Genomic DNA, 20868 nt, shown 5'->3' on the forward strand with positions numbered 1-20868 from the left:
TCGAACATACTGGCCCCTTTGCTTGTTGGCTGTTCAGCCCAGCTTGTGCAGGCGCACCTGGGCGGCCTCGGCCAGCATGGCTAGCAGGGTTTCGGTGTCGCTCCAGGAGAGGCAGGCATCCGTGATGCTCTGGCCGAAGGTGGCGGCGCAGCCGTTCTCCACATCCTGCCGTCCTTCCACCAGGAAGCTCTCGGCCATGATGCCGGCGATGCCGGTGCGACCGCGGCGCAACTGATCGCAGATGTCCTGCGCCACCAGCAGCTGGCGACGGTGATCCTTCATGCTGTTGCCGTGGCTGAAATCCACCACCAGCCGCTCCGGCAGGCCGACGTCGGCCAGCGCTTCGCACGCTTCATCGATGCTGGCGGTGTCGTAGTTGGGTCTGTGGCCGCCGCGCAGGATCACGTGGCCATAGGGGTTGCCGGCGGTGCGGTAGATGGTCATCTTGCCGTCCTTGTCCGGGGAGTAGAAGATGTGGCTGTGACGGGCGGCGCGCACCGCATCGATGGCGATGCGGGTGTTGCCGTCGGTGCCGTTCTTGAAGCCGACCGGGCAGGAGAGGGCGGAGGCCATCTCGCGGTGCACCTGGGATTCGGTGGTGCGCGCGCCGATGGCGCCCCAGGTGATGAGGTCGCTGATGTACTGGCCGGTCACCATGTCGAGGAACTCGGTGGCGGTAGGCATGCCGAGGGCGTTGATGTCCACCAGCAGCTTGCGGGCCAGTTTCAGCCCTTCATTGACGTCGAAGCTGCCATCGAGGCGCGGATCATTGATGAGGCCTTTCCAGCCGACGATGGTGCGCGGCTTCTCGAAATAGGTGCGCATCACGATGCACAGGCTCTCTTTATACTGCTGGCGCAGGGCATTGAGGCGCAGGGCATACTCGTGGGCGGCGGCCGGATCGTGAATGGAACAGGGACCGACGATGACCAGCAGACGCTGATCCTCACCGGCCAGGATCGCTTCCACTTCGCGGCGGGCATCCAGCAGATTCTGGGCAACGGTGTCGCTTAACGGGAAGGCGTGCGCCAGTTCGCTGGGAGTGATCAGGGACTCCAGGCGACGGGTGCGCAATTCATCGGTGTGAATGGACATACGACTCGATTCTCGAAATGGGTGGCGTGGGCAGTAGCAATGACTGAGTGCCGAAGAGGCAAAGGGATAAAATAAAGCAAAAAACCCCTGATGGAAACCTCGAGGGGCTCTGATAGGATGTGAGCCCCAAAACGATTCCAAATGAGGTAGATAGCGTGGCAAAGCCAGGGGCAACCGGGGTCACCCGCATCATCAATGCAACCGGTTACAGCATGAAGGGGCTCAAGTCAGCCTGGATCAACGAGGCCGCTTTCCGGCAGGAGCTGATGCTGATCCTGCTGCTGATGCCGCTGGCGTTCTGGATCGGTGACTCCCTCGATCAGATCCTGCTGCTCATCTGTATCAGCTGGCTGGTGGTGATCGTCGAGGTGCTCAACTCCGCGGTCGAGGCGGTGGTGGATCGCATCGGCTCCGAACATCACGAGCTCTCCGGTCGAGCCAAGGATCTGGGCTCCGCCGCCGTCTTCATCGCGCTGGCCCTCAACGCCCTGGTGTGGGGCGCTCTGGTGGGCCGCAACCTGCTGGGTTGGTGGTAAGCCGGGCCTCATTGTCTGTCGCGTATTTTCCCGCTCTCTTGGCAAGAGGGCTGGATGAGGGCGGTTTCATCTCCCCCTCATCCCCAACCCTGCTCCCGCGAGGGGAGAAGGGGGCAAAGGCGCAAGGATGCGGATCTGCGCTGCGCATCGCAGCATAAAAAAGCCCGTCATCACGACGGGCTTTTTGCTGGACGGCGCTGCAGGCCAATCAGTGCAGGATACGGGCACGGATGGTGCCGCCGATCTCCTTGAGCTTGGCCAGCGCCTTCTCGCTGTGCTCGGTCTCCACGTCGATCACCACGTAACCGATGTGGCTGCTGGTCTGCAGGTATTGACCGGCGATGTTGATCCCCTCGTCGGCGAAGATCTGGTTGATCTGGTTCATCACGCCGGGCTGGTTGCGGTGAATGTGCAGCAGGCGGCTGGAGCCCTTGTGACCCGGCAGGGAGACCTCGGGGAAGTTGACGGCGGAGAGGGTAGAGCCGTTGTCGGAGTATTTGACCAGCTTGTTGGCCACTTCCAGCCCGATGTTCTCCTGGGCCTCCTGGGTGGAGCCGCCGATGTGCGGGGTCAGGATCACGTTGTCCAGCCCGCGCAGCGGGGTGAGGAACTCCTCGTCGTTGGACTTGGGCTCGACCGGGAAGACGTCGATGGCAGCGCCGGCGAGGTGGCCGCTCTTGATGACGTCGGCCAGGGCGTCGATGTCCACCACTGTGCCGCGGGAGGCGTTGATGAAGATGGCGCCCGGTTTCATCATGCGCAGCTGCTCGGCACCGATGAGATCCTTGGTGGAGGCGGTCTCAGGCACGTGCAGGCTGATGACGTCGGACATGTTGAGCAGCTCGACCATGCTCGGCACCTGGATGGCGTTGCCGAGCGAGAGCTTGTTCTCGATGTCGTAGTAGTAGACCTTCATGCCGATGCTCTCGGCGATGATGCCAAGCTGGGTGCCGATGTGGCCGTAGCCGATGATGCCGAGCTTCTTGCCACGGGCTTCCACTGAACGGTTGGCCAGCTTTTCCCACACACCGCGATGGCACTTGGCGTTCTTCTCCGGGATGCCGCGCAGCAGCAGCAGGATCTCCCCCAGCACCAGTTCGGCCACCGAGCGGGTGTTGGAGAAGGGGGCGTTGAACACCGGGATGCCGCGCAGGTGGGCGGCATCCAGGGAGACCTGGTTGGTGCCGATGCAGAAGCAGCCGATGGCCACCAGCTTGTTGGCGGCATCCAGTACCTTCTCGGTGATCTGGGTGCGCGAGCGCAGCCCTACGAAATGCACGTCACGAATACGCTCGATCAGCTCTTCTTCGGAGAGAGAGGTCTTCAGATACTCCACACTGGTGTAACCTGCGGCACGAAAGGTTTCCACCGTGTTGGGGTGAACCCCCTCCAGCAGCAGCACCTTGATTTTATCCTTGTCCAGTGAAAACTTGGCGGTCATGACGATCCCTCTATGTTTGCAAAAGTGAGTGCAGATATGGTGTGTGAAGAAAACCGTAAAGTAGCAAAAACGTTGGGGAGAGGGAATATTTGTGACGAAAGTCAAATTCTTTGAAGTTTTCAACGATAGTTGTAAACGAGGGTTTGCAACTCATTGAGCAACAAATAAAAACGGCGCCATGGGGCGCCGTCTTTCATTGCGAAGGGATCATGGGTGACCTGATCCTGTCCATCGAAGGTCAGCTGATGATCACGCCGTCCGAGGTGCCGATCACCACCACGTCTGCACCGCGGTGGGCGAACAGGCCGTTGGTGACGGTGCCTACGATAGCGTTGAGCTGCACTTCCAGCCCCTTGGCGTCGGTGATGGCCATGCCTTTCACGTCCAGGATGTGGTTGCCGTTGTCGGTGACCACCCCTTCACGCCAGACCGGGTTGCCGCCGAGCTTCTTGATCTCGCGGGCCACGTATTCGCGGGCCATGGGGATCACTTCCACCGGCAGCGGGAAGGTGCCGAGCACGTCGACCGTCTTGGTGTTGTCGATGATGCAGATGAACTTGTCGGCCACGGCGGCGACGATCTTCTCGCGGGTCAGGGCCGCGCCGCCGCCCTTGATCATGTCGCGGGTGCCGTTGATCTCGTCGGCACCGTCCACGTAGACGGAGAGGGCGTCGATCTCGTTGAGGTCATACACAGGGATGCCGAAGCCCTTGAGGCGTTCGGTGGAGGCCACGGAGCTGGATACCGCTCCCTTGATCTCGTCCTTCATGGTCGCCAGTGCATCGATGAAGTGGTTGACGGTAGAGCCGGTACCTACCCCGACGATGGTGCCGGGAACCACATACTTGAGCGCAGCCCAACCGGCCGCCTTCTTCATTTCATCTTGAGTCATGATCGATCCTTTGGAAAAAAGCGGCCGCATTATATCCAAGGCGCCACCCCAGAGCGACCACCCAGCTCACGTTCCGGGCCAAAAACCTGCAAGATGTAAATCGTTTGCCTGTTTATTGCGCCATGTCATTGCACACATGGTCGTGTCAGCAAGAGCCGATCAGTGCGGCAAGGCCGCTTCTGGCCTCAGTCGGGAAAGTGCCAGCAGCGGCTGGGGGTGATGATCTGGGGCAGCGGCACGTCCCACTCCTCCTGCGGCACCGCGTCCACCTGCTGACAGTCGTGGGCAATCCCCAGCGGCTTGGGGCCGAGCCTGTGCTCGTGCCAGCAGGCGAGGGTGCGATCATAGTAGCCGCCGCCCATGCCGAGCCGGTTGCCTGCCGCGTCGAACGCCACCAGGGGGGTACAAATCAGATCGAGGGTGCTGTGGGGCACCACCTGCTGCATGTCGAGCTCAGGTTCGGCGATGCCGTAACGGTTGCGGGTCATGGGGCTGGTGGCTATGTAGCGCAAGAAGAGCAGGTGACCCGGGGTGAAGGGGTGCAACACCGGCAGGTAGACCTCTTTTTGCTGGGCCCACAGCCAGTGGATGGCGGGCAGGGGGTTGAGCTCGCCGTCGTTGGCCAGATAGAGGGCGATGCGTTTGGCCGCCAGGATCTCGGGATGCTGCTTGAACTGGGCAACCAGCTGCTGGGCCGCCTGCTGCTGCTCGGCCTGGGTCAGGCTCTTTCTGCGCTGGCGGATGAGCTGGCGCAGGGATTGTCTTTCAGGCTGGGTATCCGGCATGGGGGCTCCTCTGATGAACGGGCAACGGGGCGATAAGCGGATCGCGCTGGCAGGCGATCACCTTAACAAGGCCGCGCCGGGTTGAACAGCGCGGCTCGGCCGCCGGGTGGGACCCGGCGGCCGCACTATCAGGCGTGGGCGGCTTTGCGCATCTGGTGCTTGACGAACACCGCCACCAGGGCGGCCAGCGCCAGCGCCATGGGGTAGAAGCTCATGCTCACCACCGCCAGCGGCGAGAGGGCGAAGATGGAGCCCAGCAGCAGCGCCTGGGCGCCCCAGGGGATCAGCCCCTGCACCACGCAGGAGAAGATGTCGAGCATGGAGGCGGCGCGGCGCGGGGTGACCCCGTGGTGATCCGCCAGATCCTTGGCCACCTTGCTGGCGACGATAATGGCCACCGTGTTGTTGGCGGTGCAGAGGTTGGTGAGGCCCACCACCCCGGCGATGCCGAGCTCGGCCGCCTTCTCGTTCTGCTCGCCGTCGTGCTGACGGGTGAAGCGGGCGATGAGGGCGCTGATGCGGGTGCTGATCCAGGCCAGCCCTCCCTGGCGTTCCATCAGGGCGCCGAGGCCGCCGATCAGCATGGAGAGCAGGAAGATCTCCTGCATGCCAGTGAAGCCCTGATAGATGTCCTTGCTGAACTGGCCGAGGGGGTAATCCCCCAGCAGACCGACCCCGCCAGCGGCCACAATGCCGAGCCCCAGCACCATGAAGACGTTCATGCCAGAGAGGGCCAGCACCAGGATCAGCAGGTAGGGCATCACCTTGAGCAGCTCGATATGGGCCTCGGTGGCGGGGGCATCCCCGACCGACCCCAGGGTCAGATAGAGCAGGATCACGCCGATGGCGGCCGGGGCGGCAATCTTGAAGTTCTCGCGAAACTTGTCCTTCATCTCGCAGCCCTGGCTGCGGGTGGCCGCAATGGTGGTGTCGGAGATGATGGAGAGGTTGTCGCCAAACATGGCGCCGGAGAGGATGGTGCCCGCCATCAGCACTGGATCGATGCCGGCGGCCTGGGCCACTCCGAGCGCCACCGGTGCCACGGCGCCTATGGTGCCCATGGAGGTGCCCATGGCGGTGGCGATGAAGGCGGAGATGAGGAACAGCCCGGGCAGCAGGAACCAGCCGGGGATGAGGGAGAGGCCGAGCGCGACCGTGGCATCCACTCCGCCGGTGGCCTTGGCCACGGTGGCGAAGGCGCCCGCCAGCAGATAGATGAGGCACATCGCCATGATGTTGCTGTCACCAACTCCCTTGAAGAAGGTTTCGAGGTTCTTGTTGAACCCCTCCTTGCCCAGCACCAGCGCCAGCATGACGGCGGGGAGAGCGGCGACGGGGGCGGGCAGCTGATAGAAGGCGAACTCGACCCCCTGCAGGGTCAGCCAGGTGCCGGTACCGATAAAGAGAGCAAGAAAGACCAGCAGAGGCAGCAGGGCTCTGGCGCTGGGTTGAGTCTGGATCATGTGTTCCTCGATGGTTGTACATGACCTCCCTGTCTCAGCCAGCCCGCAGTGGGGTGAGCGTGGCGGGCATCCTGCCGCTATGGGGTGCCTACAGTAGTGAGTCGCGCCCGCCCGGTCAAGATAGACGTCCAGATGGATGCTGCTTTTTGTCTGGTGATTTTGTTGAATTGATTAAATCCGTGAAATATTCGGATTTTAGTAAATATGTTGTTGATTTTTCGGATGGCCGACGACGGCCACGGCGGGCTTTTCAAAGCGGGCGCAGGCTGGTAAAACGGTCTCTTTCCTTAATAGAGATGAGAGGGTGGAGATGGACAATCCGATCCGTGTGGCCGTGATGGGCTGTAATGGTCGTATGGGCAAGGTGCTGCTGGAGGCGATCAGCCATGCCGAGGGCGTGGTGGTCGGTGCGGCGCTGGAGCGACCGGGCTCCGCCGTGATCGGGCTGGATGCCGGCGAACTCAACGGGCTGGGGCGGCTCGGCGTCATCATCAGCGACAGCCTGGACAAGGTACGGGACGAGTTTGATCTCATCATCGACTTCACCCGCCCCGAGGTGACCCTGGCCAACCTGGCTTTCGCCCGGGCCCACTACAAGCAGATGGTGATCGGCACCACCGGTTTTGACGATGCGGGCAAGGCAGCGCTCCAGGCCGCCGCCGGCGAGATCGGCATCGTCTTCGCCTCCAACTATTCGGTGGGCGTCAACCTGGTGTTCAAGCTGCTGGAGCAGGCCGCCAAGGTGATGGGGGATTACACCGACATCGAGATCATCGAGGGGCACCACAGACACAAGGTGGATGCACCGTCCGGCACCGCGCTCTCCATGGGGGAGGTGGTGGCCAAGACGCTCGGACGTGACTTGAAAGAGTGCGCCGTCTACGGCCGCGAGGGGATCACCGGCGAGCGGGATCGCAACACCATCGGCTTTGCCACCATTCGCGCCGGCGATCTGGTGGGGGAGCACACCGTCATGTTTGCCGACATCGGCGAGCGGGTGGAGATCAGCCACAAGGCTTCCAGCCGCCTCACCTTCGCCAACGGTGCGGTGCGCGCCGGCAAGTGGCTCAAGGGGCAGGGCGCCGGCCTCTATGACATGCAGGACGTGCTCGGCCTCAAGTAACCACATCCACTGACATCACGGCACCCGTGGTGTGCACGAAGGGGCTGCCCGGCCCGTCGTCTGCTCAAAACCCCGCTCATGCGGGGTTTTTTATTGGTGATTTTGTATAAATACCGCTTACACGGTGATTTTTGCACGAAACGAGATAAATCGCCCCTCTCTGCTGTTTTACCGGATCCTGCATTGCATGAATGTCATCGGCTGGTAACGAAAATGGGCCTCAATAGCCCCTGCCAGGGCATTTTTTTACATCCATCAAAACAGACTAAAAATTCAAACGCAGAAAAACGTTTTCCATTTTTCAAGGCCACTCATCCTCCCTGAAAAAGCTGATTGCAGACGTTGAGATTTTTTATATGAAACTTCATTGTATTGTTTTTTAAGGATTAAAAATTGGTTTTTGTATCAATGATGGTCTCTTGGTCTGGATTGACAGCAACTTTTGCCTTTTCTTTTCAGGGAGGGGGTTGCAAAGCAATGAAGTGCATAGATAATGGGTAATGTTGCTTGTTTATTGAATTTAGATGCATTTCGAATGAGAAAAGACGTTGAAATGCGATCGTTTTTAAGTAGAATGCGCCCAATTTGCCAGAAATCTGCCGGGTTCGAGTCCTGTCCAAGGCCGGAACCGAGCCCGCAACACCCAGGTAAATTGCTGAATTTAAAGCTAAATAACTGGAGGTTGTCTTGAATCACACTGCATTGCTAGTGCTGGAAGATGGAACTGTGTTCAAAGGCGTGTCGATAGGCGCCGAGGGATGTTCCGTTGGTGAAGTGGTTTTCAATACGTCGATGACGGGCTATCAGGAAATCCTCACCGATCCCTCTTATTCCCGTCAGATAGTCACCCTCACTTACCCCCATATAGGCAACACCGGCACCAACAGCGAAGATGAAGAGTCCAGTCAAATCCACGCTCAGGGATTGATCATCCGGGACCTTCCGATACTTGCCTCCAATTTCCGCAATCAGCAATCCCTCTCCGATTACCTCAAGTCCCACAACATCGTTGGCATCGCCGACATCGACACCCGCAAACTGACCCGCATCCTGCGCGAGAAAGGCGCCCAGGCCGGCTGCATCCTGGCCGGGAAACAGGTTGATGAAGTCTATGCCCTCGAACAGGCCCGTGCCTTCCCCGGCCTGAAGGGGATGGATCTGGCCAAAGAGGTGACGGTTGGCGAGGCGTACAACTGGACCGAGGGCAGCTGGCAGCTCGGCAAGGGGCACGTCACCCCGGATGCCGACCAGCTCAAATACCACGTGGTGGCCTACGATTTTGGCGTCAAGCGCAACATCCTGCGCATGCTGGTGGACCGCGGCTGCCGCCTGACCGTGGTGCCGGCCAAGACCCCGGCCGCCGAGGTACTGGCGCTGAACCCGGATGGCATCTTCCTCTCCAACGGCCCAGGTGACCCCGAGCCGTGCGACTACGCCATCGAGGCCATCAAGACTTTCCTTGATACCAACACCCCGGTGTTTGGCATCTGCCTGGGTCACCAGCTGCTGGGTCTCGCCTCCGGTGCCAAGACCGTCAAGATGAAGTTCGGCCACCACGGTGCCAACCACCCGGTGAAGAGCCTGGACGACAACACAGTGATGATCACCGCCCAGAACCACGGTTTCGCGGTGGACGAGAACAGCCTGCCGGAGTGCCTGCGCGCCACCCACGTCTCCTTGTTCGATGGGTCCCTGCAGGGTATCCATCGCACCGACCGTCCGGCCTTCAGCTTCCAGGGTCACCCCGAAGCGAGCCCGGGCCCGCACGACTGTGCCGGTCTGTTCGACCACTTTATTGAATTGATTAAGCAGTATCGCGCCTAAGAGGATAAAGAGAGCCATGCCAAAACGTAACGACCTTCAGAGCATCCTGATCCTCGGCGCCGGCCCCATCGTCATCGGCCAGGCCTGCGAATTCGACTACTCCGGCGCCCAGGCGTGCAAGGCCCTGCGCGAGGAGGGCTACCGCGTCATCCTGGTGAACTCCAACCCGGCCACCATCATGACCGACCCGGAGATGGCCGACGCCACCTACATCGAGCCCATCACCTGGGAAGTGGTGCGCGAGATCATCAAGAAAGAGCGCCCGGACGCCATCCTGCCCACCATGGGCGGCCAGACCGCACTGAACTGCGCACTGGATCTGGAGAAGCACGGCGTGCTGGCCGAATTCGGCGTCGAGATGATCGGTGCCACCGCCGACGCCATCGACAAGGCCGAAGACCGCTCCCGCTTTGACAAGGCGATGCGCAGCATCGGCCTGGAGTGCCCGCGGGCCGGCATCGCCCACAACATGGAAGAGGCGTGGAAAGTGCAGGCCGAAGTGGGCTTCCCCTGCATCATCCGCCCCTCCTTTACCATGGGTGGCTCCGGTGGCGGCATCGCCTACAACACCGAAGAGTTCGTCGAGATCTGCGAGCGCGGCCTGGATCTGTCGCCGACCAAGGAGCTGCTCATCGACGAGTCGCTGATCGGCTGGAAAGAGTACGAGATGGAGGTGGTGCGCGATCGCAACGACAACTGCATCATCGTCTGCGCCATCGAGAACTTCGACCCCATGGGCATCCACACCGGTGACTCCATCACGGTCGCGCCAGCCCAGACGCTGACCGACAAGGAGTACCAGATCATGCGCAACGCCTCCATGGCGGTGCTGCGCGAGATCGGCGTCGAGACCGGCGGCTCCAACGTCCAGTTCGGCATCAACCCCAAAGACGGCCGCATGGTCATCATCGAGATGAACCCGCGGGTGTCTCGCTCCTCCGCGCTGGCCTCCAAGGCGACCGGTTTCCCCATCGCCAAGATCGCCGCCAAGCTCGCCATCGGTTACACCCTGGACGAGCTGATGAACGACATCACCGGCGGCCGCACTCCGGCCTCCTTCGAGCCGGCCATCGACTACGTGGTCACCAAGGTGCCGCGTTTCAACTTCGAGAAGTTCGCCGGCGCCAACGACCGTCTGACCACCCAGATGAAGTCCGTCGGCGAAGTGATGGCCATCGGCCGCAACTTCCAGGAGTCCCTGCACAAGGCCCTGCGTGGCCTCGAGACCGGCAAGACCGGCTTCGACCCCATGCTGGATCTCAACGCCCCTGACGCCCTGACCCGCATCCGCCACGAGCTGCAGGATGCCGGTAGCGACCGTATCTTCTACATCGCCGACGCCTTCCGCGCCGGTCTCTCCATGGACGGCGTGTTCCGCCTGACCAAGATTGACCCCTGGTTCCTGGTGCAGATTGAAGAGCTGGTGAAACTCGAAGAGCAGGTGAAAGAGCGCGGTATGGCGGGTCTTGATGCCGACTTCCTGCGCGCCCTCAAGCGCAAGGGCTTCGCCGATGCGCGTCTGGCCAAGATCCTGGGCGTGGCCGAAGGTGAAGTGCGTAAATTGCGTGCCCGCCACAACATCTTCCCGGTCTACAAGCGGGTCGATACCTGCGCCGCCGAGTTCGCCACCAACACCGCCTACATGTATTCGAGCTATGACGAGGAGTGCGAGGCCAACCCCACCAACCGCGACAAGATCATGGTCATCGGTGGCGGCCCGAACCGTATCGGTCAGGGCATCGAGTTTGACTACTGCTGCGTGCACGCGGCGCTGGCCCTGCGCGAAGACGGTTACGAGACCATCATGGTCAACTGCAACCCGGAAACCGTCTCCACCGACTACGACACCTCCGACCGTCTCTACTTCGAACCGGTTACCCTGGAAGACGTGCTGGAGATCGTGCGGGTCGAGCAGCCCAAGGGCGTCATCGTCCAGTACGGCGGCCAGACCCCGCTGAAACTGGCTCGCGCCCTGGAAGCCAACGGCGTGCCGGTGATTGGCACCAGCCCCGATGCCATCGACCGCGCCGAAGATCGCGAGCGCTTCCAGTCCGCCGTCGAGCGTCTGGGGCTCAAGCAGCCGGAAAACGGCACCGTCACCGCGCTGGAGCAGGCGGTGCTGACCGCCGAGCGCATCACCTACCCGCTGGTGGTTCGCCCCTCCTACGTGCTGGGTGGCCGCGCCATGGAGATCGTCTATGACGAGCAGGACCTGCGTCGCTACTTCGCCGAGGCGGTGAGCGTCTCCAACGAATCGCCGGTGCTGCTGGACCGCTTCCTGGACGACGCCACCGAGGTGGACGTGGACGCCATCTGCGACGGCGTGGATGTGGTCATCGGCGGCATCATGGAGCACATCGAACAGGCCGGCATCCACTCCGGTGACTCCGCCTGCTCCCTGCCGCCCTACACCCTGTCCAAGGCCATTCAGGACGAGATGCGCGAGCAGGTGCGCAAACTGGCGCTGGAGCTTGGCGTAGTGGGCCTGATGAACGTGCAGTTCGCGGTGAAAGACAACGAGATCTACCTCATCGAGGTGAACCCCCGTGCCGCCCGTACCGTGCCGTTCGTCTCCAAGGCCACCGGCGCGCCGCTGGCCAAGATTGCCGCCCGCGTCATGGCCGGCCAGAGCCTGAAAGAACAGGGCTTCACCAGCGAGATCATCCCGCCCTACTACTCGGTGAAGGAAGTGGTACTGCCGTTCGCCAAGTTCCCGGGTGTGGACCCGCTGCTGGGCCCGGAGATGCGCTCTACCGGTGAAGTGATGGGGGTGGGCAGCAGCTTCGCCGAGGCGTATGCCAAGGCGCAGCTGGGTGCCGGTCACCAGGTGCCGCGCGAAGGTCGCGCCCTGCTCTCCGTGCGCCACGGCGACAAGGAGCGGGTGGTGAACCTGGCCGCCAAGCTGCTGGAGCTGGGCTATGACCTCGACGCTACTCACGGCACTGCGGTGACCCTGGGTGAGGCGAGCATCAACCCGCGCCTCGTGAACAAGGTGCACGAGGGCCGTCCGCACATTCTGGATCGCATCAAGAATGGCGAGTACACCTACATCGTCAACACCGCCGAAGGCCGCCGCGCCATCGAGGACTCCAAGCAGCTGCGCCGTGGCGCCCTGCAGCACAAGGTGGCTTACACCACCACGCTGCACGCGGCGTTCGCCACCTGCATGGCCATTACAGTCGATGCTACCGCCAACGTGAGCTCGGTGCAGGAGCTGCACCAGAAGGTCGAGAGCCAGCTGAAGAGCCGCTAAGAGCGCGTGATGAAGGAGGGACGCCTCCTTCGTGACCCGATAAAACCCCGCCAGCGATGGCGGGGTTTTTTATTGGCCGAAGGCTGCGGGACAGAGGGGAAAATGCCTGGTCAGGGAACCTGAGGGAGATAGTCACTCAATAATCAGATAAAACATCACAATGATTGTGCAATAGATGTATTTGACAGCGCTCTTTGCAATCTCTCACCCGCGTCGCTTCTCTATACTGGGTTCTCGTCACAGGAGTCAACGATCAGATCGTCTGCGCCTGCCGATGCAGGGGCGAACAGATCGGGCCCGCAGCCTTATCGGGTTGTGCGGCCGACCCTTCTTACCGGGAAGGGCCACAGGATACCGGGCGTGGGGTTACCGCCTCGCGACTCGTCAGGGCCGGCATTACCGCGCTGCCCCGCTTCCCTCTCTTCGTCCCTCTGTCAGCCGCCAGTCAGCCGTTCGTCTATCAGCCAAGGGAATCAGAATATGAGCTTCGATCATCGCAAATACCGCCGTGCCCCCGTCCTCAATCTGGCGGATCGCCAGTGGCCCAACCGGGTGCTGGAGCGGGCGCCGCTCTGGTGCGCCGTGGATCTGCGCGACGGCAACCAGGCGCTGGTCGAGCCCATGACGGTGGCCCAGAAGCTGCAGATGTGGGCGCTGATGGTGCACATCGGCTTCAAGCACATCGAGGTGGGCTTCCCGGCAGCCTCCCAGCCCGATTTTGACTTCGTGCGCGAACTTATCGACCGCAACCTGATTCCGGACGACGTCACCATCCAGGTGCTGGTGCAGGCGCGCGAAGATCTGATTGCCCGCACCTTCGAGGCCCTCAAGGGGGCGCAGCGGGCCATCGTTCACGTCTACAACTCGGTCAACCCGACCCAGCGCAACTATGTGTTCAACTCAGGGCGCGAAGGGGTCAAGGCGATCGCCGTGCAGGGGGCGCGCTGGGTGCGGGAGTATGCGGCCCGCAATCCGGGCACCGAGTGGAGCTTTCAGTACTCGCCGGAGAGTTTCAGCAGTACCGAGGTGGAGTTTGCCGTCGAAGTGTGCGACGCCGTTATCGATGAGTGGCGCAGCGCAGCCCGCCCGATGATCCTGAACCTGCCCGCCACGGTGGAGGTGAGCACCCCCAACGTGTTTGCGGATCAGGTGGAGTGGTTCTGCCGCAATTTGAAGGCGCGGCCCGAGGTGAGCATCTCCATCCACACCCACAACGATCGGGGTTGCGGGGTGGCTGCCGCCGAGCTGGCGGTGCTGGCGGGGGCGGATCGCATCGAGGGCACCCTGCTCGGCAACGGCGAGCGCACCGGCAACATGGACATCGTCACCATGGCCATGAACCTTTACAGCCAGGGGATCGACCCCGAGCTCAACCTCTCCGACATGGATGCCATCGTCGCCACCGTCGGGGCCTGTACCCAGATTGCCCTGCATCCGCGCCACCCCTATGCCGGCGAGCTGGTCTACACCGCGTTTTCCGGCAGCCACCAAGATGCCATCCGCAAGTCTCTCGCGGCAGAAAAACCGGATCACTACTGGGACGTGGCTTACCTGCCCATCGATCCTGCCGATCTCGGTCGCAGTTACGAGGCGGTGATCCGTATCAACAGCCAGTCCGGCAAGGGCGGGGTCACCTACCTGCTGGAGCGCGACCTTGGTCTGCAGTTGCCGCGCTGGCTGCAAATTGACTTCAGCCGCCGGGTTCAGGCCGAGGCTGAGGCCAGCAGCAGCGAAATCAGCCCGGAGCAGATCCGCACCCTGTTCGAGCGCCACTACCTCGAGCCTGCCCACGGCTATCGCATCGGTCGCTTCCAGCTTGGTCGCGACAGCCAGGAGAGTTTGCGTCTGGAGCTGCAGACCCCGACCGGCTCGCTGCAGCTCTGTGGCGAGGGGGAGGGGGCCATCACGGCGCTGGTCAACGGCTGGCAGCGCCAGACCGGCATGCACATCGACGTGCTGGATTACTCCGAGCATGCCCTCACCGCCGGTACCGAGTCCCGCGCAGCCGCCTACGTGCTGCTGAGCGTGGACGGGACCCGCACCTGCGGGGTGGCCATCGGCCGCGACGTGGTCAGTGCCTCCCTGCAGGCGGTGATCAATGGCGCCGCCCAGATAGAGGCGCTGCGCCAGAGCGCCTGATCCTGCTCACCTCTGTCCCGATAGCAGCGCCACCGCAAGGTGGCGTTGTTATTGGTGTCTGCCCGGTTCAACCGGATGGCGGCTGTGGCCGGCGAGGAAGGCATCCACCGCCGACTCGGCGCTGCGGCGCATCTCGGCGGGGCTCGGGATGGTGTCGGCGTAGAGGGCCTCGAAGTGGCGGTTGCCCCGCAGCGCCCCGAGCAGTTGCTCGCAGGCCAGATCGGGATCGTCGAAGTGCAATGTGCCCTGGCTGTCGAGCGCCTTGAGGAAGGTGCCGAGCACGCTCTGGGAGTGGTAGGCGCTGCGCTCGAGGAAGAAGCGGATGAGATCGGGGTCCTTGTGCACCCGGGTCATCACCAGGCGACACAGCTTGAGACGGCGCGGATCGTAGACAAAGTGCAGGTAGTTGACGGCGAAGCTCATCAACTGCTGGCGCGGCGGGCGCGCGTCGGGCAGCGGCAGGGCCAGTGCCTCGCCGGAGGGCTCGGTCAGTTCGGCCACCACGGCCCGCAGCAGCCCCTGCTTGTCGCCGAAGTAGTTGTACAGGGTCAGCTTGGAGCCGCCACAGCGCTCGATCAACTGCGCCATGTTGGTGTTGTCATAGCCCTGCTCCAGAAACAGCTCGATGGCGCTCGCCAGGTAGCGTTGGCGCTTCTCCAGACTCGATGGACGCATAGTTACAGTACTCCTCGGTACATTTTTTATCGTCGGGGGCTTGTCACCGTCCACGACGCTCTCTATGATTTTGTACTGTACGGTACAGTATCATGTGCGGAGTGAAGATGAAAGCGACGATGAAGAAGGGGGCTGTGGCCCTGGTGCTGCTGGGGGCCGTGGCTGGTCTCTATGTTTACCTGATGCCCCGCGCGGGGGAGGTGGTCACCGACAACGCCTACGTGCAGGGGGAGATAGCCCAGATCAGCGCCTAGGTGGCCGGCGTGGTGACCCGGGTTCATGTCGCCGACAACCAGTTCGTGCTTGCCGGCGATCTGTTGGCGGAGGTAGATGCGCGCGACTACCAGGCCCTCAAGACCCAGGCGGAGGGTGCACTGGCCGCCGCCGAGGCGGCGCTGGCCAACGTGCGCGAGCGCATCGCCATGCAGGAGATCGGCATCGGTGAGGCGGCCACGCGTATCGAGGCGGCGCGCGCCGATGCCGAGCTTCAGCGCGCCGAGTGGGCGCGCTATGACAACCTGCTCGGCAAGAAGCTGGTGGCCAAGTCGAGTGCCGACGCCCAGCGCACCCGGATGCGCCAGGCCAACGCCAGCCTGGAGGCGACCCGCCTTGGGCTGGCCAGCGCCAAGCGCCAGCTGGGCTCCCTGCAGACCGAGCGCGCCCAGCGGCTGGCACAGCGGGATCAGGCCCGCGCCGCCCTTGAGCTGGCCAGCCTGAGTCTGGAAGACACCCAGATCCGGGCCCCCATCAGCGGCGTGGTCGGCAATCGCAGCGTGCGCAAGGGGCGTTATGTCACCAAGGGAACCAACCTGTTGGCCATAGTGCCGGTGGACGATGTGTGGGTGGAGGCCAACTACAAGGAGACCCAGATCACCCATATCCAGCCCGGCCAGACGGTGGAGGTGAGGCTCGACAGCTTCCCGGACCGCCCGCTGCGCGGCCACGTGATTGGTGCCTCGCCGGCTACCGGCGCGCGCTTCAGCCTGCTGCCGCCGGACAACGCGACCGGTAACTTCGTGAAGATTGTGCAGCGGGTGCCGGTCAAGATCGCCCTCGACATCCCGAGCTCGCTGCGCGGTCGGGTGGTGCCCGGCCTCTCGGCCGAGGTGGCGATCGCCGTCGGCGGGCGGGGCTGATCATGCTGCGCATACCCCAACTGCTGGTGCTGACCCTGCTGCTCTTGCTGCCCCAGGGGATCACGGGGGAGGTCTACAGCACGGGGGCGGCCGAGATTGCCGGGGCCCTAGGCCTTTCCGGGGATGAGGCGAGCTGGCTCAAGACGCTCAACATGATGGGCCAGTTGATGACGCTGCCGCTGGCGGCCTGGCTGGCGCGCCGGCTGGGTTATCGGAGCATGACCCGGCTGGGCGCCCTGATTGGCCTTGCTGCCGCCCTGCTTGCCTGCCTGTGCCGGCAACCGGCGCCGCAGCTGCTCGCCTGGTGGGGACACGGGGTGTCGGCCAGTTTGTTGCTGCTGGTGGCCCACGGCCTGGTGCTGCGGGGGCTTGGCTATCGGGCCATCGCACTGGTCGAGGGGGCCATGCTGCTTGGCGTCGTGCTGATCCCCATGGGGCTCTATCCGCTGCTGCTGGCCCATCTGGCCGAGGAGAGCCTGTGGCACTGGGCCTTCGCGGCGCAGGTACCGGTGTTTCTGGCGCTGCTCTACTGGACCCGCTTCGGCCCCTGGTTTGCGCGCGGTGAACGCTCACCCCTGCGTTTCAACCTGCTGCAGGCGCTGCTGCTGAGCGGTTTCATCGGCGGCTTGACCTACCTGCTGCTGCGCGGCGAGCGCTTCGACTGGTTTCAGGCTCCCCATCTGGTGACCCTGGGCTGGCTGCTGCTCGGCCTCGGCGGACTGACAGTACTGGCACTGCGCCGGCGCTGGGGGGGCGGCGCCTACCTGCGCCCCGATCTGCTGGCCGCCCCCTTGTGCAAGGCAGGCATGCTGGATGCGGTGATGGCCGGCTTCGTCATCCTCGGCACCAACCAGCTGGTCACCGTCTACGTCACCCAGGCCATGGGTTACAGCCACGTCGAGCTCGGTCGCATGGAACTTGTGGGGTTTGTCGGCATGCTGGCGGGCTTGCTGATCGCCCTCTATGCCACCACGAATCCGGCGCGAGATCCGGAGAAGGTGATCCCCATCGGCATCGTGCTGATGCTCACCGCCTGCTGTCTGCTCACCGGTCGCAGCGCCGGCAGCGGCTTCGACGACTTCTGGCCGGCGCTGCTGCTCAAAGGGGTGGCCGTCGGTATCCTCAACATCACCCTCACGGTGCACGTGCTGCGCAGCCTGCCGTGGGCCTATCTCGACGAGGGGGTGGCCTGGTTCTACCTGTTCCGCAACCTCGGCTCCCTGCTGGCGGTCGCCCAGTTCTCGCACCTGATGCATCAGGAGACGAGCCAGGCCGTCAACCGGCTGGGGGAGCACTACAACAGCGCCAGCCAGGCCTTCCTCGACTATCAGCAGGCCGCCGCTGCCCTGGGGCAGGAGGCCGCGCCGGCCCTGCTGGCCAAGCCGCTGCACACCCAGGCCATGGCGGTGGCCGGGGTCAACAATGTGCAGTGGTTCCTGTTCACCCTGGCGTTTCTTATCCCGGTGGTGATTGGCACCATGCGCTGGGCCCACCACAAGTCGCAGCAAGGAGAATAAGGGGTGCACGGGGCGGCGGTGCTCCTCTACAATGGCGCTGTTTGTTTCTCGCGCCGCCTGCCGGCGCCCGACAGGGAGCCCCCGATGACCCGATTGCCACGCCTGCCGCTGGCCACCCTCTCTCTTGCCTTGCTGCTCGCCGGTTGTGCCAGCGAGCCGCCTGCACCGGCCACGCCGTCGACCTCGGTGACCCCGGCGGGGCGTCCCATTCCCAAGGCGATGCAGCCGCAAAAGCCGGCCGACATGAAGAGTCGCATCGTCACCTTCTTGCCGCGCAATGTGGTGGACAAGCCGGGCTGGGCCAACGACGTGGTGACGGCGCTCACCAGCCAGGGGCTGACGGTGAGCGATCACAACGTCTGTACCGTGCTGGCGGTGGCCGAGCAGGAGGCCACCTACCAGGCCGACCCCGTGGTGCCGGGCCTTGGCAAGATAGCCTGGAAGGAGATCAACGCCCGCGCCGGCAAGCTGCTGATCCCTGAGTTTGTGGTGCGCACCGCGCTCTCCATCAAATCCCCCACCGGCAAGACCTACGCCGAGCGCATCGACAAGTTGCGTACCGAGCGGGAGATGAGCGAGATCTTTGAAGACATGATCGGGGAGGTGCCGATGGGCAAGCAGCTTTTTGGCAACATGAACCCGGTGCGTACCGGCGGCCCCATGCAGGTGAGCGTCGCCTTTGCCGAGGCCAACACCCACGGCTACCCCTATCCGGTCAAGGATTCCATTCGCCACGAGGTGTTCACCCGCCGCGGTGGCATCTGGTTTGGTACCAGGCACATCTTCGGCTACCCGGCCGACTACCCCGACACCCTCTACCGCTTCGCCGACTTCAATGCGGGCTGGTATGCGAGCCGCAATGCCGCCTTCCAGGCCGCAGTGAGCCGGCTGAGCGGCAAGACCCTGGCGCTGGACGGGGATCTCATTCGCTACGACTCCGATCTGCCGGGCAAGACCGAGCTCGCGGTTCATGCCATCGCCGGCCAGCTCAGCATGAGCAAGCAGGCCATCCACCAGAGCCTCAAGCTCGGCGATACTGCCGAATTTAGCCAGAGCGACCTCTATCATCGCGTGTTCACGCTGGCAGACCAGAAAGCGGGCAAACGGCTGCCGCGCGCCATCCTGCCCGGCATCCAGCTGAAAAGCCCCAAGATCACCCGCAACCTCACCACCGCCTGGTTTGCCAAGCGGGTGGATGAGCGCGAGCAGCGCTGCGTGCAGAAGATGGCGACGATCCGCTGATTGCTAAAAGTAACAAAGGCGGCCAATTGGCCGCCTTTGTCTTATGCCCCCGTCGTTTTGTTTCCCCCCTCTACTTCATCAGCGCTATGGTCCCCCTGCATTTCGGGAAGTCACTGCATCCCCAGAACTGGTTTCCCTTGTTGTCACCTCGACTGGCGGTGCGCAGCACCATGGGGTTGCCGCAGTTGGGGCACATGGGGCACTGGCTGTTTGCCTTATGGATAGCCGCTGGTGGTGAAGAACGGTGATAGATCGGTGTGCTGGCGGGTACAGGCTGGGTGGCAACTCCGTGCCGAGCCTTGAGCTGCGCTACATGCTGTCTGTGGGTCTGCCAGTTGGCGGCCAGTCGTCCCCGCTGGATGGTGTCGATAACCCGGGTGACTTCGGCAGGTGTCAAAACCGGTGTGGTGTTGCCTTTGATATAACGAATGAGCCCGCGGTTCATCACGTTGTCCGGCATAGGGGTTTTGAAAGTGCAGTCGCCAATGAAGTAGATGATGGAGTGAAGCTGGTGATCCGCCAGCCCCAGCAGGGATCTGAGGGTCATCACATGCAGATAGTTCTGGCGCAGGGGATTTTGAAAACTGTGCCTGCGGCGATAGATCTGCTGGGTCCAGCTTTTATGGGCAGGATTGCCGAAGATCCACCCCTTCATGTTCTTGGTCTCTATCACGAAGACCCCGAAGCGTGACACCAGCACATGGTCAATCTGGGCCGTGCCCTGCGGGGTGGGCAGGGTCACGTCCTTCAGCAGGTGATATTCCTGCTTGTCGAGAAAGAGACGGAGGCTGAGATTGATAAACCACTCCCCGATCATCCCCTTGAACCAGGGTGTTTTGATCAGGGTGGCAATCAACAGCAGTGGCAGGAGAAACCAGAGCTGAGTCAGCAGCGGTGCTATGGCAGCAGTGATATCCATGTGGTTTAGCCTTCACAGACCCGGGTCAAGGATGTGTCTCGATGGGGATGATGCTGCGGCATTGTGGATAGCCGGGACAGCCCCAGAAGCTGTTGCCCCTGGTATCTCCCCGTTTGCTGGTCCTCAGTACCATGGTTGTACCGCATTTGGGACAAACCGGCGCCGGACCTGCATGGGCGGCCACGGTGTCCTGCTGGTCACTGTCGCTTGCGACGCGCTCCAACGTGATGCGCACCTCCTCGCTCACCCGGATAATGCGCTGGGCTTCATCGTAGGCATCGCGGTACAGGTCGCTGTCTTCCGAACGCTGAATCAATACCCCCATCTCGTTGTTATTCACCTGGCTGAACTCATAGAGATTCAGGCTGGTGATGATGCACATCTCTTCATTGAGGTAGCACTTGGCATGGAGGTTCTTGCAAAAGCTGGTGCGGATATAGGTGAGCTCCTTGAGCCAACTGATCTCTTCCGGCTGCAGCTCACTTTTGCCATAGACGATCCGCACATCGATCTTGAGGCGGTTCTTGTCGGTCAGCAGCTCCTTGATCCTGTCATTGAGCTTGAGGAAGGGGCTGATCAGGATCAGTCGCTCCTTGGCGTCCTTGATCAGTTCTTCAAGAAAGTAATTGGTTGCACTGGTATTGAGGAACTTGGCCATGGTGATGTCCTTGTCGATCTCTTCCGTCTGGGGAGCCCCTGATATCCATGGTTGGTGCTGCAGACAAGGGCGTTCTCTTTTTATACAGGGTCATCTGGCAATGTTAAATCACTCAATGATGAAAAAGTGCGAGCGGGATCAAGCAGTTGGTAGTGACAGCCTGGCGTAGG

17 protein-coding genes are annotated in these 20868 nt (G+C 62.5%); 9 read left to right on the forward strand and 8 right to left on the reverse strand.

Annotation, left to right across the window (positions count from 1 at the left end; genetic code table 11):
- Positions 1-33: 33 nt before the first annotated feature.
- Positions 34-1095 carry a 3-deoxy-7-phosphoheptulonate synthase gene (locus CK627_RS12150; RefSeq protein WP_005302620.1) on the reverse strand — a complete coding sequence of 354 codons (1062 nt, stop codon included), beginning with the start codon at positions 1093-1095 and terminating at the stop codon, positions 34-36.
- 155 nt (positions 1096-1250) lie between these two features.
- On the opposite strand from CK627_RS12150, the gene CK627_RS12155 reads away from it, so the two are divergent.
- Positions 1251-1631 (forward strand): diacylglycerol kinase, encoded by a 381-nt coding sequence (locus CK627_RS12155; protein WP_010633544.1) that lies wholly within the window; start codon positions 1251-1253, stop codon positions 1629-1631.
- 208 nt (positions 1632-1839) lie between these two features.
- Here CK627_RS12155 and serA read toward each other — a convergent pair whose 3' ends face one another.
- The 4 genes from serA to CK627_RS12175 all read right to left on the reverse strand — a co-directional run bounded on the left by serA (position 1840) and on the right by CK627_RS12175 (position 6212).
- Positions 1840-3072, reverse strand: coding sequence for a phosphoglycerate dehydrogenase (gene serA / locus CK627_RS12160; protein WP_005302616.1), 1233 nt, complete (start codon positions 3070-3072; stop codon positions 1840-1842).
- 238 nt (positions 3073-3310) lie between these two features.
- Complete coding sequence (gene rpiA / locus CK627_RS12165; protein WP_095592455.1) at positions 3311-3964, reverse strand: ribose-5-phosphate isomerase RpiA; 654 nt, start codon at positions 3962-3964, stop codon at positions 3311-3313.
- A 185-nt stretch (positions 3965-4149) separates the two neighbouring features.
- On the reverse strand, positions 4150-4749 hold the full coding sequence (locus CK627_RS12170) for a 5-formyltetrahydrofolate cyclo-ligase (RefSeq protein ID WP_095592456.1): 600 nt from the start codon (positions 4747-4749) through the stop codon (positions 4150-4152).
- 128 nt (positions 4750-4877) lie between these two features.
- Entirely contained in the window at positions 4878-6212 is a 1335-nt protein-coding gene (locus CK627_RS12175) for a Na+/H+ antiporter NhaC family protein (RefSeq protein ID WP_005302609.1), read from the reverse strand.
- Positions 6213-6522: 310 nt separating this feature from the next.
- On the opposite strand from CK627_RS12175, the gene dapB reads away from it, so the two are divergent.
- The 4 genes from dapB (at position 6523) to leuA (ending at position 14551) form a co-directional block, all read left to right on the forward strand.
- Positions 6523-7335, forward strand: a complete 813-nt coding sequence (gene dapB, locus CK627_RS12180) for a 4-hydroxy-tetrahydrodipicolinate reductase (RefSeq protein ID WP_095592457.1) — start codon at positions 6523-6525, stop codon at positions 7333-7335.
- Positions 7336-8022: 687 nt separating this feature from the next.
- Positions 8023-9159, forward strand: coding sequence for a glutamine-hydrolyzing carbamoyl-phosphate synthase small subunit (gene carA / locus CK627_RS12185; protein ID WP_017785950.1), 1137 nt, complete (start codon positions 8023-8025; stop codon positions 9157-9159).
- A 16-nt stretch (positions 9160-9175) separates the two neighbouring features.
- A complete protein-coding gene (gene carB / locus CK627_RS12190; protein ID WP_005302601.1) occupies positions 9176-12412 on the forward strand; it encodes a carbamoyl-phosphate synthase large subunit in 3237 nt (1078 codons plus the stop codon).
- A gap of 480 nt (positions 12413-12892) precedes the next feature.
- Positions 12893-14551: a 2-isopropylmalate synthase gene (gene leuA, locus CK627_RS12195; protein ID WP_095592458.1), complete on the forward strand. Its 1659-nt coding sequence runs from the start codon at positions 12893-12895 to the stop codon at positions 14549-14551.
- A 48-nt stretch (positions 14552-14599) separates the two neighbouring features.
- On the opposite strand, the gene CK627_RS12200 is transcribed toward leuA, so the two are convergent.
- Positions 14600-15226: a TetR/AcrR family transcriptional regulator gene (locus CK627_RS12200; protein WP_095592459.1), complete on the reverse strand. Its 627-nt coding sequence runs from the start codon at positions 15224-15226 to the stop codon at positions 14600-14602.
- 107 nt (positions 15227-15333) lie between these two features.
- On the opposite strand from CK627_RS12200, the gene CK627_RS23045 reads away from it, so the two are divergent.
- The 4 genes from CK627_RS23045 (at position 15334) to CK627_RS12215 (ending at position 19121) form a co-directional block, all read left to right on the forward strand.
- A complete protein-coding gene (locus CK627_RS23045) occupies positions 15334-15480 on the forward strand; it encodes a hypothetical protein (protein WP_254425307.1) in 147 nt (48 codons plus the stop codon).
- Positions 15481-15492: 12 nt separating this feature from the next.
- Complete coding sequence (locus CK627_RS12205) at positions 15493-16362, forward strand: HlyD family secretion protein (protein WP_254425308.1); 870 nt, start codon at positions 15493-15495, stop codon at positions 16360-16362.
- Positions 16363-16364: 2 nt separating this feature from the next.
- The gene (locus tag CK627_RS12210; protein ID WP_095592460.1) at positions 16365-17879 is read left to right on the forward strand and encodes an MFS transporter; all 1515 of its coding nucleotides are present in this window, start codon (positions 16365-16367) and stop codon (positions 17877-17879) included.
- A gap of 84 nt (positions 17880-17963) precedes the next feature.
- Positions 17964-19121, forward strand: coding sequence for a DUF1615 domain-containing protein (locus tag CK627_RS12215; protein WP_095592461.1), 1158 nt, complete (start codon positions 17964-17966; stop codon positions 19119-19121).
- A 70-nt stretch (positions 19122-19191) separates the two neighbouring features.
- Here the strand turns inward: CK627_RS12215 and CK627_RS12220 are convergent, their stop codons facing one another.
- Together CK627_RS12220 and CK627_RS12225 are read right to left on the reverse strand one after the other, a co-directional pair.
- Complete coding sequence (locus tag CK627_RS12220; RefSeq protein ID WP_095592462.1) at positions 19192-20040, reverse strand: nuclease-related domain-containing protein; 849 nt, start codon at positions 20038-20040, stop codon at positions 19192-19194.
- Positions 20041-20065: 25 nt separating this feature from the next.
- Complete coding sequence (locus CK627_RS12225) at positions 20066-20698, reverse strand: phospholipase D family protein (protein WP_095592463.1); 633 nt, start codon at positions 20696-20698, stop codon at positions 20066-20068.
- Positions 20699-20868 lie beyond the last annotated feature (170 nt).

Source organism: Aeromonas dhakensis (genome assembly GCF_002285935.1).
GTDB lineage: Bacteria > Pseudomonadota > Gammaproteobacteria > Enterobacterales > Aeromonadaceae > Aeromonas > Aeromonas dhakensis.